At 39.0% G+C, this 15,719-nt stretch carries 8 protein-coding genes and 1 pseudogene; all 9 read left to right on the top strand.

The features are described 5' to 3' along the window. Positions 1 to 561: 561 nt before the first annotated feature. Complete coding sequence (locus ACT8YW_RS05270) at positions 562 to 2,061, top strand: IPT/TIG domain-containing protein (RefSeq protein WP_444104250.1); 1,500 nt, start codon at positions 562 to 564, stop codon at positions 2,059 to 2,061. A gap of 18 nt (positions 2,062 to 2,079) precedes the next feature. Beyond that, positions 2,080 to 5,157, top strand: a complete 3,078-nt coding sequence (locus ACT8YW_RS05275) for a SusC/RagA family TonB-linked outer membrane protein (RefSeq protein ID WP_444104251.1) — start codon at positions 2,080 to 2,082, stop codon at positions 5,155 to 5,157. Between the two features lie 15 nt (positions 5,158 to 5,172). After that, entirely contained in the window at positions 5,173 to 7,266 is a 2,094-nt protein-coding gene (locus tag ACT8YW_RS05280; RefSeq protein ID WP_444104252.1) for a RagB/SusD family nutrient uptake outer membrane protein, read from the top strand. 50 nt (positions 7,267 to 7,316) lie between these two features. Further along, positions 7,317 to 8,378 (top strand): DUF4973 domain-containing protein, encoded by a 1,062-nt coding sequence (locus ACT8YW_RS05285; RefSeq protein WP_444104253.1) that lies wholly within the window; start codon positions 7,317 to 7,319, stop codon positions 8,376 to 8,378. A 288-nt stretch (positions 8,379 to 8,666) separates the two neighbouring features. Next, positions 8,667 to 9,308, top strand: a pseudogene (locus ACT8YW_RS05290) (glycoside hydrolase family 88/105 protein); the annotation flags it as partial. Between the two features lie 181 nt (positions 9,309 to 9,489). Continuing rightward, the gene (locus ACT8YW_RS05295; protein WP_444104254.1) at positions 9,490 to 10,485 is read left to right on the top strand and encodes an endonuclease/exonuclease/phosphatase family protein; all 996 of its coding nucleotides are present in this window, start codon (positions 9,490 to 9,492) and stop codon (positions 10,483 to 10,485) included. A gap of 105 nt (positions 10,486 to 10,590) precedes the next feature. Then, complete coding sequence (locus tag ACT8YW_RS05300) at positions 10,591 to 13,242, top strand: glycoside hydrolase family 2 protein (protein ID WP_444104278.1); 2,652 nt, start codon at positions 10,591 to 10,593, stop codon at positions 13,240 to 13,242. Position 13,243: 1 nt separating this feature from the next. Beyond that, positions 13,244 to 14,389 (top strand): glycoside hydrolase family 130 protein, encoded by a 1,146-nt coding sequence (locus tag ACT8YW_RS05305; protein WP_444104255.1) that lies wholly within the window; start codon positions 13,244 to 13,246, stop codon positions 14,387 to 14,389. A gap of 74 nt (positions 14,390 to 14,463) precedes the next feature. After that, positions 14,464 to 15,567, top strand: coding sequence for a glycoside hydrolase family 88/105 protein (locus tag ACT8YW_RS05310; protein WP_444104256.1), 1,104 nt, complete (start codon positions 14,464 to 14,466; stop codon positions 15,565 to 15,567). The last annotated feature ends 152 nt before the right edge of the window (positions 15,568 to 15,719 follow it).

Genomic DNA, 15,719 nt, shown 5'->3' on the forward strand with positions numbered 1-15,719 from the left:
ATTTGTTGTTAAAGATGGTTTGGGACTATTTTTTTATTAATTGGCCTGTTTTTATTACTATAAATGCAATGGTTTTTCTACTTTTGGGCAAATAATAAAATTCTTATGCTCGATTTTGTGTGAGCACATAATAAAAGAAAATAAATAAGGTAAAGAAAATGATGATTGTTTTTTATATGGTTAAGAAGGTTGTTTGAAGGATAATGTTTTTTATTTAAATTATATATAATGCAAAGACTTGTAATGAGTCCAACTTAAATCTTATGTAATGGATAACAAATATTTACTAATTGAAAAAATGAAGTGTCACTATGAGTGCATGCTGCTTGATGCATATGCTGGCGGGAATACTCTTGCTCCTATCGTGCGGAATCGGATAATAATGCTTCGATTGATGATTTTGGGAATACTACGAATTGCTATCTACAATTACAACCAAATGGTCTGAATACAATTAAGGTTTCTTCTACAGAAGAAAGTTTTGTGTTTCCTTTCCAAATTAAAGAAACTGAATAATCATATAAAATCAAGAGTTTATTAACAAATTTGCAGTACTAACTTATGAGAAAAAAAGTTTATTGGAAAAGTAGACATGGCTACTTATGGGGAGCTATGCTGATGCTGATTACTCTTTGCTTTACAAGCTGTAAGGAAGATGACGACCAAGTAGCAGGAGTATTTGATCCGAATACCCCCATAACTATCGCAGGATTTACTCCAGAATCATTAGGAGGAGGAGAAGATTTTGTTTTATATGGGAATAACTTTGGGAATGATATATCCAAGATTAAAGTCTCTTTAGGAGGTAAAAATGCCACAATAATCGGTGTAAACAATCACAATGTATACTGTTTGATGCCTATGGGAGCTTTTGATGGAGACATACAAGTAAGTATTCTAGATGATGATGGAGAGGTAATAGCTATTGCTGAATCGGAGAAGAAATATACCTACAAAAGGCAATGGCTGGTAAGTACTTGTGTAGGAACTTATTATAATGTAGGCAGTGATTATGAAGAAAAGGAAGGTCCTTTTGGCGACTGTGGAGCATTTAAAGATATATTATGGTTCTCTTGGGACCCCAAGTCTAATTTTGACAGGCTCTATTTCACGGGAAATTACAACCGATGCCGTTTAATCGATTTCAGCGTGGATAATGGTCCAGATAAAGAAAAAGGTTATGTTTACTATTTCACATCAGCTGATCAATTCGACCGTGTTTCCGTGATGACATGGACCATCGATGAAAATCAAGACATGATTCTTTCTCACAACCATTCCAGTGATTCCAAAATTGGTAATTACTTATTTACACGTTCTTCAAACTTCACGGAACAGTCTCCTTTGGGAATATATGCCCGTGGAGTAAATGGAACAATGGTACATCCTGAGACTAATGAGTTATATTATACTCGATATAGAGGCGGTGATATGTACAAATACAATTTTGACACCCAAGAAACGACATTTGTTTTTGCTTTAGCATACGCAACAGAAGCTTATAGATTAGTGATACACCCAACCGGGAAATATGCCTATATTATAGGTAATGAAAGAGATTTCATTTTACGAACAGATTATAATTATGTAACCAATACATTTACAACTCCATACACAGTAGTTGGGCAAGCCAACAGTCCTGGTTACCAAGATGGGATGGGAAGCTTTGTTCGTGTCAATGCCCCGTCGCAAGGAGTATTTGTTAAGAATAAAGATTATATCGGAACAAGATTAGACGGAGACGAATATGACTTCTACTTCTGTGATGCAGATAACCATTGCATACGAATATTAACCCCGGATGGCAAAGTAAGTACATTTGCGGGTAGAGGAAACGGTAAGACATCTGGTTATCAAAATGGAGAAGTACGTACAGATGCCTTATTTAACTATCCAAGAGCAATTGCATATGATGAAAAGCGTAACTGTTTCTATGTAGGAGATACAAACAATTGGATTATCCGTAAAATCGCACAGGAAGACGAAGATGATTATGATGATATTTCCGATGATGAAGAAGATAATAACATGGAAGAAGCGGCTTTGGAGAAAGAAAATTAGTAACAATAAACACACATAATGATGAGAAATTTTTTATTCACATGTATGCTGTTACTGGTTACTGTCGCTAATGTATGGGCACAGGAAAATATAACGGTGACAGGAACTGTAATGGATACAAACAATGAACCAATGATTGGGGTCAATGTATCTATCGAGAATATGCCCGGACTAGGAGCCATAACAGACATCAATGGTAAATTCACCATTAAAATGCCTCCCTATAATAAACTCGTTTTTACATATATTGGTTATGATAAGAAAATTGTTCTGATTAAAGAACAACGCGTAGTTAACGTAACAATGAAAGAATCAGAAGCCAACGTAATTGATGAAGTTGTAATTACTGGAACAGGTGCACAGAAAAAAATTGCAGTAACTGGAGCTGTAACCACTGTCGATGTAGACGATTTGAAAACCATACCTTCGACCTCTATTGCCGATGGTTTGGCGGGAGTTGTTCCTGGTGTCATGGGCATGCAGTCCAGCGGTCGTCCGGGAACAGTGTCTGAATTTTGGGTACGTAGTATTTCTACATTCGGTGCCAGCAATGCGGCATTGGTATTGGTCGACGGATTCGAACGGGATATTAATGAAGTGAACATAGAAGATATCGAATCGTTTTCTGTCTTGAAAGATGCATCTGCTACAGCTATTTATGGTAGTAAAGGAGCCAATGGCGTAGTATTGATCAATACAAAACGTGGTAAGGAGGGGAAGATCAATGTAGACGTGAAATTAGAAGGGTTCTACAGCACATTTACACAGGTGCCTGATTTTGTAGATGGTTATACCTATGCTTCCATGGCGAATGAAGCTCATACAACGCGTAACGAAGATCCCCTTTATTCAGCGGCAGAATTAGAGATATTTCGCAAAGGATTAGATCCAGACATGTATCCTAATGTAGATTGGTGGGATGTGGTTATGAAAGATGGAGCTTGGAGCTCACGTGCTACGTTAAACATGAGCGGTGGCGGCAAGACAGCACGTTACTTTGTTTCTGGAAGTTACCAAGACCAACAAGGTATGTATAAAGTAGACAAAGCTTTAAAAGAATATAACACCAATGCCAACTTTCGTAAATGGACATACCGTATGAATTTGGATATCGACATTACGAAATCAACATTATTAAGGGTAGGCGTTTCCGGTTCATTGCGTAAACAAAACGATACTGGAGCCGGACAAGATGATTTGTGGACTGCCATGTTTGGGTATAATCCGACAACAAGTCCTATTACCTATTCAGATGGGAAAATACCTGCAGATGAAAATTCGGATGCAAACTGGGGACGATATAATCCTTGGACATTAGCTACTCAAACCGGATATAATGAAAGTTGGACAAACAATATTCAGACCAACGTAACCTTAGAACAAAAGTTGGATTTCATCACCAAAGGATTAAGGTTTCTTGGACGTTTCGGGTATGATACCAATAACTCCAATTGGATTACCCGCAAAAAACATCCTGAACTATGGCAAGCTGTCAATCGCAATCGCGAGACCGGAGAAATTACATACCAGCGCATTGCAGAAGAACAAAAAATGACGCAGAGTTCCGGTTCGAACGGAGACAGAAAAGAATTTTTTGAATGGGAGTTACACTATGATCGCGGGTTCAAAGAACATCATGTGGGTGGGACACTGAAATATACCCAGAACTCCAAGGTTTATACGCAAGGGATTGGGACAGATCTTAAGAATGGATTGGCAAAACGTAATCAGGGACTTGCTGGACGTGCTAATTATAATTGGAACTATCGTTACTTTGTAGATTTTAATTTTGGTTATACCGGTTCGGAGAATTTCCATAAAGACTATCGCTGGGGATTTTTCCCGGCTATCTCCGGTGCATGGAACGTAGCTGAAGAACCATTCATTAAAAAGAACTTGGGGAAATGGATCAATATGTTCAAGATTCGTTATTCTTACGGGAAAGTGGGAAATGACAATTTAGGAGACGATCGCTTCCCCTATTTATACGATATTGAAACTATGAGTGACGGTGGTTACATTTTCTCTGACTATACATCAACAGCAATGTCATGGGATGGCATGCGTTACTCGTCCATCGCTTCTTCAGATGTAACATGGGAAATTGCCACCAAACATGATGCAGGCATCGATTTCTCATTCTTCAATGATAGATTAACTGGTTCTGTCGACTATTTCTATGAAACTCGTGATAACATTTACATGACTCGCAGTTATCTTCCTTGGATAGTAGGTGTAGAAAGTTCTCCAAAAGCAAATGTTGGTAAAACAAAGGCACAAGGATTTGACGGACATTTTGCATTGAAACAAAAAATAGGCAATGTAAATTTGACCCTCCGCGGAAATATGACTTACAGTAAAAATGAGGTACTTGCATACGATGAAGAGAACTCTATATATGGTTATAAACAAACTGTAGGACATCGAATCAATCAGGCAATGGGCTATGTGGCTTTAGGCCTTTTCAAAGACTATGATGACATCCGCAATAGCCCTACACAAAGCTGGTCGGAAGTAATGCCGGGTGATATCAAGTACAAAGACATTAATGGTGACGGCAAAATAGATACCAACGACAGGGTTGCAATCGGAGCCACAACGAAACCAAACTTAACTTATGGTTTCGGTATCTCTGCCAAGTGGAAAGACCTGGATGTGAACGTACACTTTCAAGGTGCCGGAAAATCAACCTACTTCATAGAAGGTTCATCCGTCTTTATGTTCCAACGTAAGGATTTCGGAAATTTATTTGCGTCATTAGCTAATAGTAATCGCTGGATATTAAGCGAGAACGAAGACCCGAATGCTGAATATCCCCGTCTGAGTTACGGCGGCAACTCTAACAACCAGCAGAAATCTACATACTGGCTGCGTGATGGCTCGTACATACGTTTGAAGACATTAGATATTGGTTATACTTTGCCGACTGCTTTGGTTAACAAAGTACATCTAAACAAAGTGCGTTTCTTCTTTGTAGGAACCAATTTGCTTACATTTTCCAAATTTGATCTTTGGGACCCAGAAATGGGAAGTACAGATGGGAAGGATTATCCGCTTAGTCGCACATTCTCATTAGGTGTATCTATTAATCTATAAACAACAGCAAATAATATGAAAAATATAATTCTAACATTATCAGTAGTTACAATTTTAGGATTTGGTTTTTCCGGATGTTCCGATTATCTGGATTCCGACTATCTTTTTGACGAGCGAATGACCATAGAAGATGTTTTTAGCAATAAAGACTATTCAAATAGATGGCTAGCCCGCGGTTATTATTTTTTAGGACATGATGATCTGCAAGAAGTATGTAGCAAAAAGCATATGCCCTTCAACTTTGCCGATGACATGTTTTTTGGCGATGGAGGTTATGAAAATTGGAGAAATGGCAATTATGATGAATCTGGATACGATGACAATAGCCAAGGGACATGGGAAAACGCCTACAAAGGTATACGTCAAGTTTCCATTTTCCTACACAATATTGACATGAATCAAGAATTTACAACAGAAGAAATAGCCGATTTAAAGGCTCAAGCACGTTTCTTGCGGTCTTATTTCTACTGGATGCTTCTCCGTACATTCGGTCCTATTCCTATTATTCCGGACGAAGGAATAGATTACACGCTGGATTATGAAGACTTAGCAATTCCTCGTAATACTTATGATGAATGTGCCAATTATATTGCCCAAGAGCTGGCAGCAGCAGCAGGATTGCCACTGACCAGAGGTTCGCAAAATATCGCACGCCCTACGCGTGGAGCCGCATTGGCACTTCGTGCACGCGTACTGTTATATGCCGCCAGTCCGCTGTTTAATGGGCAAGCGCCGGTAGAAGTACAAGCCGGCATGGTCAATCGAGACGGCACAGCATTGCTCTCTTCCACGTATGACGAACGTAAATGGGCTCTGGCGGCGGCAGCGGCAAAAGATGTGATGGACTTGGGTGTTTATGAGCTATATACTACTGGAGTCAGAACAGGTTCAACCGACCTTGCTTACCCAAACACACTTGAGCCACAGCCTGATCCCATTAATCATTTTGATGAGAAGAACTGGCCTAATGGATATAAAGACATTGACCCCTTTGAATCGTACCGTTCAGTATTCAATGGAACAGCTCCTGCTTATAGCAACCCCGAACTGATTTTTACACGTGGACAGAATCAAGGAAGTGAAGGTATTAATGTCATGGTACTTCACCAACTTCCACGCCGAGAAGGGAAAGGATACAACTCACATGGCATGACGCAAAAACAATGCGATGCTTACTATATGAAAGACGGGGGCGATTGCCCTGGGATGAATTCCATGTATGCAGGACAAGAAGGATATACCGATCCGCTTCGTTATAATAACGCGTCTAGACCTACTGAACTGGTAGCAGAAAATGAACTTGTAAATTATCCTGAATTAGGTCAATTAGGAACAGGCGTGTGCAAACAATATACCGGACGCGAGCCCCGTTTCTATGCATCGGTGTCTTACAACGGAAGTACATGGAATTTCCTAAATGCAGAAGCAGACCAAGATGAAGTTAAAAATGTTGCCATCTGGTATTATTTGGGGGATCCAAACGGTTTTAAACAAACATCTTACTGGTCACGTACCGGAATCGGAATTAAGAAATACGTACATCCTGATGATATAAGTAACACAACGGTTACTGCATACGATCAAAGTCGCATGACGAACAAAGTCGATCCAGCTATCCGTTATGCCGAAGTGTTGCTGATTTATGCAGAAGCATTAAACGAACTGACATCAGGCCAGACATATAACATCCCATCTTGGAATGAAAGTACCACTTATACTATCAGTCGCAACATTGATGAAATGAAAAAAGGTATTCAACCTGTCCGTATCCGCGCCGGTATACCTGATTATGAGAATGACATCTATCAAGATGCAAACAAATTTCGTATCAAGTTGAAACGCGAGCGTCAGATTGAATTGTTTGCAGAGACACATCGCTATTTTGACTTGCGCCGTTGGTGCGATGCTCCGTTTGAAGAACCGAAACATGTGTATGGATGTAATGCTTACTGTTCGGAAAACCAATACGTATTGTTCCATACTCCAGTAGAAACGCCATCCTTGCCCTCTATCTTCACTACTAAGATGTGGTTCTGGCCGATCAGCCACACTGAATTAAAACGTAATAAAGAGTTAAGTCAGAACGTAGGGTGGACAGATCCGGAATAAAACAAGTAAGTCGATAATTTTTTTTAGTCTGTTTTTAATACTAAAACAACATGAATAAACTATATATAATCTTTTTAGTAGCAACCACAGCTTTAGGTTGCGTGTCATGCAACAATGAGTGGGAAGATGAACAATTCTATCAAATGGCTTCCTTCAAAGCACAACCGAATGCCCAAGGAGTCACCACCACTTATGTACGCTATGTCTCAGAAGGAACAAGACAGTATAAACTACCTATTATCATTAGCGGTTCAACAATGAATTCTTCGAACAGAGACGTTCATGTAGTAGTTGATAATGATACATTAGAAACGTTGAATTATGAACATTATGGTGAGCGGGAAGAGCTCTATTTTCAACAGATGCCTGCAGATTACTACAGTTTTCCCGAAACAGTAACAGTTCAGGCAGGCGAATGTCAAACTGTATTACCAATCGACTTCAAGTTAGGTGGGGCCGATAATCAAACTCCTTTGGATCAAGCCGACAAATGGGTATTACCATTAACGATAGTCGATGATGAATCATATAATTATACGGCTAATCCGCGGAAATATTATCGAAAAGCATTGTTACGTTTTACGCCTTTCAACGATTACTCCGGAACTTATGATGGAACACAATTGCGAATAACGATGGAAGGTGCTCCTTCCGGTGAAGGTAATTTGCAGATCAACGAACACCGATCATTTGTTGTAGATGAAAATACGATTTTCTTCTATATGGGACATCGAGATATTGATTATTTAGACCGTAAGTTATACAAAGTCTTTGTAGAATTTACTGACGAAGATGTAGAAGGAGCACAGATCGGTGCTAAGAAACTTAATCTTTGGACTGACAATCCGGGAACCCAAGGAAATAATTTTACTATTCTCACGGAAGATGATAACGGAGATCCTTTTCAAGCATATTATACAAAATGGGAAGAGATGGATGCTACCAAACCTTATATGAAGCATATTTATATCATCCTATACATACGTTATGCATATGAGGATTATACTACTGCTCCGGGAGTACGTTTGAAATATACAGTCAGTGGTTCGTTATCTATGCAACGTGATTTGAATACATTGATTCCTGATGAGGATCAACAGATTCAATGGTAAAAGTGCTAATAAAAGTAAACATGGCTAACTGATGATTAATCTATGTTGCTAAACTGAAACGCAGGTTATCGTAAATTTTGATTTGATTCAGAATGGATTTGTGATAGCTTGCGTTTTAGACATTAAAAATGAAGACGTTTGTAACATTTATTTTTTAGATAAAAAATATGAAAATACACACTATAGGTTATTTTTAAACGTATGTTTAATGTTAGGTACTATTCTCTTTTTGTCTTGTGGCGGTGGTGATGATTCGCCACTTAATGAGAATGATCAGAGAGAAGATGATGGGCAGAAAAAGGATATAGTTGGCAAACTCGTTTATGGATTGATGATATGTATATGATTACAATTATACAGATACATGCTTATAAAGCGACTGGTGATATGAAATATGTTGAACGTGCCGCAAAAGAAATGGCAATGTATCTGGAGGAATTACAATGCTCAAATGGACTTTTCTATCATGCACCTGATGTTCCCTATTTGGGGGGACGTGGAAACGGATGGATGGCAGCCGGCATGACAGAAGTACTTCGCTTTTACCGGAATCAAGTCCGTATTATTCGCGTATTATACAAGGTTTTCAGACTATGATGACAAGCTTAAAGAATTATCAGACAGAAGAAGGGATGTGGCGACAATTGATTGATAAACCGGATTGTTGGATAGAAACGTCAGGTTCGGCAATGTTTACATACGCATTTATTGTAGGAGTGAAATTTGGTTGGTTGTCTCTAAAAGAATATGGAGAGGCTGCCCGTAGAGCATGGTTAGCTATGCTTACTTATGTTAATTCGGATGGTAAAGTCAGAGAGGTGTGTGGGTACCAATAATGATATACAATATTATTGTGCTCGGGGACGTAATACGGGCGATTACCACGGTCAGGCCTCTTATCTGTGGTGTACAACAGCTTTGTTAGAGTAGTAATTTATGTATTTTAATTGATATAATTTTGTTCTAACATAATTTATTGGTTCCATTTTTTTGTGAGTAAAATATTTTTCATATGATGGTTTATGGTTGTATCTATAAATAAAGTCGGTTGATATTAAATAATTTATTTATAGACTTATGTTTTTATTAGGATGAATAAATTCGTAAGATAATGTTGAAAAATACTTTGTTTGGGATTATCTTGACTGTTTTTAGCTTATTTTCAGCTTATGCTGAAGAGTGTGCAGGTTTTCCGCTTAATGCTAGTGGAGGAAAAGCTTATTATATTGAAATGGCAGCTGATGTAGATTGGAGAACTTCTGCTATTTGGGCAACACGCATTGTTACTAAGACTCTAAAGCTTGCAACCCAGAATTTATGGGGTAAGGAGACTTCTACAGTTATAGACTATTTTAACAAGATAGATGTGGATGTACTTTGTGCGCAGGAGTGTAGTAAACTTTCTGAAGCTGAAATAAAAGCACAGGGGCTTTATATACATACTCATTCGAACAATGGACAAGGAAAATGCAGTATCATATCACGTTATCCATTTTCAGGAATAACTCCGAATAAATATGGAGTTTATATCAACCTGGGTAAAGGGATTGTTGTCTTGGTGATGAACTGTCATGGTGCTTTTTATCCTTATGGACCTTATCAGTTGAATGGCATTGAATATAAAGGATTTCTTCCGACTACCGATGTCGATTATGTGATAAAAGTAAATAAAGAAGCACGTCAGGCGATGGTGGATAGACTGTTGGAAGACTTAGCTTCGGCTACTACTCCTTTTGTTTCTCTTTCAGGTGATTTTAACGAACCATCATGGCTTGATTGGACTGTAGATGCTCAATTGGCAGGTATAGTCCCTTATGTTGTACAGTGGCCCACGACTCGTTTGTTATGGGAAGGAGGAATAAAAGGAGATGCATACAGGACCATTCATTCGAATCCGGTGATACACCCTGGTTATACATGGACTCCTTTCCCAAGTATGAAAGATACTAGAGATCGTTTGGATCTAACTCTTTATACTTTGTCACCGAATACGACTGTAAGAGAATGTCAAATAATTGGTGAAGATACAAGTACATCGGATATTACTCTTTCGCCTTGGATTTTCGATCATAGAGGATTGCGTACAGAGTTTGTTTATACCAGATAAAATTTAAATTAAATATCAACAATCTTAAACCTATTAGTGAACATGTACAAGTTATCAAATTTTCTTTTTATTCTTTTATTGTTGTTCCTTTCTTCCCCTTTTTCCATGGGGCAAACTCCTCCGAATTTGTCAAGGTCATCAGATCGACTTTGGCTTGATTCTGAAATTGGTCATCAGGGCGACTACCAGTGGAAAATGATAAAAGCCGGAGATGCAGCAGACTCTGGCGAGAAGATCTCGTTATCAAATTATGAAACTGCCAATTGGATGTCCGCTATCGTACCCGGAACAGTGTTGAATTCTTTGGTATATAATAAAAAATACCCGGAGCCTTATTATGGAATCAATAATAAGATTGAATCTAAATTGATACCGGATATTTCTGAAACCGGACGTGACTTTTATACCTATTGGTTTCGGACAGATTTTACAGTCCCCCAGTCATTCAAGGGAAAAACTGTCTGGTTACAGTTGGATGGTATCAACTACCGGGCAGAAGTATGGGTGAATGGTAACTTGTTGAGCACGATAAACGGCATGTTCATTCAGGATTATATTGATGTTACGGATTTTGTGAAAATTGGGGAAAGCAATGGATTGGCTATTAAGGTTTATCCGGTAGATGTTCCCGGAAGTGCGAAGCCTAAATCTTGGGGGGCAGTTGGTGAGTTCCATAACGGTGGAAACGGTAACATTGGTTTGAATACTACGATGTTGATGACTGTAGGTTGGGATTTCACTTTTATGGATGGTATCCGTGACCGTAATACAGGTATATGGAAAAATATTTCTCTCTATGCTACAGGCAGAGTAGCATTACGCCATCCTTTCGTTAAATCTGAACTGAGAAAACCCGATTATGACCAGGCACGTGAGACTGTATCTGTTGAAATTATCAATCCATCGACCAGTAACCGGGTAATCAGTTGCAAAGTGAAGGGTGAAATTGTGGGTGAAAATATCACTTTTGAAAAGACCTTCCGACTGATGCGTGGAGAAGAAAAAATAGCTACCTTTACTCCTGAAGACTTCCCGCAACTCATCATTAACTCTCCAAAACTGTGGTGGCCTGTCAATAAAGGACCACAAAACTTATATGACCTGAAGCTGACAGTGTCAGTTGATGGCAAAGAATGTGATTCTGTGAAAACAAGATTCGGTATTCGTGAAATTGTCTCGGATAGAAAAACTCCCGATAAATCACGTGTCTTTTATGTGAACGGCAAACGATTATTTATTCGTGGTACCAACTGGATACCGGAAGCCATGTTGAGAACTTCAGATGAACGTACTTATGCTGAATTGCGGTACTCCCGCCAGTCCGGTGTCAACCTTTTAAGAATGTGGGGAGGCGGAATTGCAGAGTCTGATTATTTCTTCCAGTTGTGTGATGAATTGGGACTGTTGGTATGGCAAGAGTTTTGGATGACCGGTGATACTCGTCATCCACATGACAAGGCTCTCTATATGAGTAACGTTGAGTCTACCGTAAAACGTATTCGCAATCATCCATCTTTGGCTTATTATGTTGCTTCTAATGAGAGTACAGAAGTTACCGATACTCCTGAATTATTGAATAAATTGGATGGTACACGTGGATTCCAGATGCAGTCCGAATGTGAAGGAGTGCATGATGGTAGTCCTTACAAACAGGTAAATCCGATGCAGCATTATGAAAATACGGCCTCTCCCAGAGGAAGCCGTGTAGACGGATTTAATCCGGAATACGGTGCACCTACTCTTCCGACTGTGGAAATCCTTCGGGAAATGATGGATGAAAAAGACCTTTGGCCTATCAATAAGGAAGTATGGGATTATCTGGATGGAAATGGTTTCCATCTGATGAGTACTATGTATACAGACCTGGTGAATAACTACGGAAAATCATCATCCATTGATGAGTTTGCGCAGAAAGGGCAATTGTTGGGAGCTATTAATTCGAAGAGTATTTGGGAAGTATGGAACTACAATAAGCTGGATTATGGTGATCGTTTCTGTTCCGGACTTCTGTTCTGGTATCATAACTGCTCTATGCCTCAAGTGGCTTCCCGTATGTGGGACTGGTCTTTGGAACCGACAGCATCCCTTTATCATACTGCCAACTCTTTAGAACCATTACATGCGCAGTTTGACTATCTTAAGAATACAGTATCTGTAGTGAATGATTATTATCGTGAATTTAAGAATTATAAAGTGATAGCACAGGTTTATGATATTAACAGCAAGAAAGTATTTGAAGAATCAGCAGTGGTTAATCTGCCTTCGGATGGAGTGGTGAATGATGCGTTGACTATTCGTTTCCCGGAAAACATATCTCAAGTTCACTTTATTAAACTGATTCTGAAAGATGAAAAGGGAAAAGATGTTTCTTCCAATTTCTATTGGCGCTCTAATGATAAATATGAAGGAAGCAAGACTTTGACAGGTCCGGCTGCTTCAGGTTTTGAAGATTTGAGTAAACTGAAACAGGCAAAAGTGAAACTTACTTATAAAGTAAGAGAAGATAATAACAATTACTTTGTAGATATTACTTTGAGAAATACCTCCGGGCAGATTGCATTCTTTAATCAGCTGCAATTCCTGAATTCAAAGATGACTCCGATACGTCCGTCATTCTATACAGATAATTTCTTCTCCCTGATGCCGGGTGAAAAGAAAGCAGTAACCATTGAAACTGCAAAAGGAAAATTGAAAGATGGAGCTGTGTTGGCACTGAAAGGCTGGAATATAAGTAGACAAGAATATAAACTTAGATAAAATGAAATATAGACTCATAATTGGCATATTGTCGGCATATGGATTTATAACTCCCCCTTTGCTAGACACTTCTGTTATCGCTGATGAAGAACAGACAAAAGAATGGGCAATAGGTCCATTCTTACGTCCTAGTGAAGTTAATCCTGTTATTTCTCCGCAGCCGACCGAATTTTATTGTCCAATGCAGAAGCAACAGATAAGATGGGAAGAAAGCGATACTTTTAATCCTGCAGCCACAGTGAAAAATGGAAAAATTATTGTTCTTTATCGGGCAGAGGATAGTTCGGTACAGGGCATTGGAAAAAGGACATCACGCATTGGTTATGCTGAAAGCAAGGATGGAGTTACGATGACAAGACTTGATGCTCCTGTACTTTTTCCGGCTGATGATGAATTTGCTGATATTGAAAATCCAGGTGGTTGTGAAGATCCTCGGGTTGCAGTGACTGAAGATGGGCTTTATGTAATGCTTTATACTGCTTGGAATCGTAAGAAAGCTCGTCTTGCTGTAGCTACCTCCAGAGATTTGAAAAAGTGGACGAAACACGGACTTGCTTTCGGAAAGGCATACAATGGGCGTTTTGCTAATCTATTTTGTAAATCGGCTTCTGTACTGACAAAACTGGTAGGAAGTAAACTGGTGATTGATAAAGTGGATGGTAAGTATTTTATGTATTGGGGTGAGTATGCTGTTTACGCGGCTACTTCTGATAATTTGATAGATTGGTATCCGGTATTGAATGAAAGGAATGAATTGAAGAAGCTAGTTCAGCCACGTAAGGGGCATTTTGATTGTCAAATGACAGAATGTGGCCCTCCAGCGATTCGTACAAAGAATGGTATTGTGCTTCTGTATAATGGAAAGAATGCCGGAAATGATAGAGATACAGATTATCCAGCCGGTGCATATTGTGCAGGGCAGCTATTGTTTGATAACGACGATCCTTGTAGGGTCTTAGATCGTTTGGATAAGCCTTTCTTTGTGCCGGAAGCTCCTTTTGAGAAGAGTGGACAGTATAAAGATGGAACTGTGTTTATAGAAGGGCTCGTTTATCACAAAAAGAAATTATATCTCTATTATGGTTGTGCCGATTCAAAAGTAGCGGTGGCTGTATGTGATGCTGTAGAAAAATTAGAGGTGAAATAACTTTGTTGTAATTGAAAGTATCAAAAACAAAGATTAATTAAATATATTGTCGAATAAATTTAAGATTAAGTTTTATGTATAAGAAGGTATTAATATTATTGTTTTTTATCCCTTTCCAGTTGTTATTTGCTCAAACCGATATGTTGAAAGATTTTCCTGAAGGATATACCCCAAAAGAGATAGGCAAACGAATAGCATATCGCTTTTTAACAGAAAAACATGCGCTTCATGTTGGTAAATGGATTGGCTATCCGGAAACCTTCTACTGGAGTGGCGCCTTGCGATATGCTGATGGAGCGAAAGACAAAGAGCTTATTCAACGTTTACAAGAAAAGTTTGATTTCTTGTTTACCGAAGAGAAGATTTTACAACCTATTATGAACCATGTTGATTTGAATATGTTCGGTAGTCTTCCTCTCGAATTCTATTTGGTGACGAAGGATCTGAAATATCGTTATTTAGGTTTGCCTTATGCCGATTCGCAGTGGGAGCTTCCGAGAAATGCGAAACCGCATGAAAAGGAATGGGCAGAAAAGGGTTATTCTTGGCAAACACGTTTATGGATTGATGATATGTATATGATTACCATTGTACAGACACGTGCCTATAAAGTAACGAAGGATAAGAAATATATTGACCGTGCTGCTAAGGAGATGGTGATGTACTTGGATGAGTTACAACGTCCGAATGGCCTTTTCTATCATGCCCCGGATGTGCCTTATTATTGGGGGCGTGGAAATGGCTGGATGGCTGCCGGTATGGCGGAGTTGCTTCAGTGCCTGCCTAAAAAACATAAAGATCGTGCACGCATTATGGAAGGCTATCTCAAAATGATGGAGAGCCTTAAAAAGTATCAGAATCCGGAAGGACTTTGGAATCAATTGATTGACAAGTCTGATTGTTGGACTGAAACTTCTGGTTCAGCAATGTTCACTTTTGCCTTTATTAAGGGTGTTCAAAATGGATGGTTAGATGCAGAAGCTTATGCTCCGGCTACCCGAAAGGCGTGGATGGCTTTAGTGCCATATCTCAATGAAAAAAATCAGGTGGGCAATGTCTGTGTAGGAACGAATAAAAAGAATAGCAAACAGTACTATTATGACCGTCCGCGTCGCACTGGTGATTTTCATGGACAGGGACCTTATTTGTGGTGTGCTGCTGCCCTTATGGAAAAATAATCGTTTCTGTATGGAGCTCTAGTTGAGGCTTTGGAGGGAATTTTTGCCAAATTGGATAATTTTTTTTATTTATAGCCCAATTTGTTTTATTCAATGTGGAGGATGTTCTTTAACTTTGCCTTAACAATTTAGTACAAATAGAATCAGGCGGG

The sequence above is a fragment of the Bacteroides sp. genome (assembly GCF_052357945.1).
GTDB lineage: Bacteria > Bacteroidota > Bacteroidia > Bacteroidales > Bacteroidaceae > Bacteroides.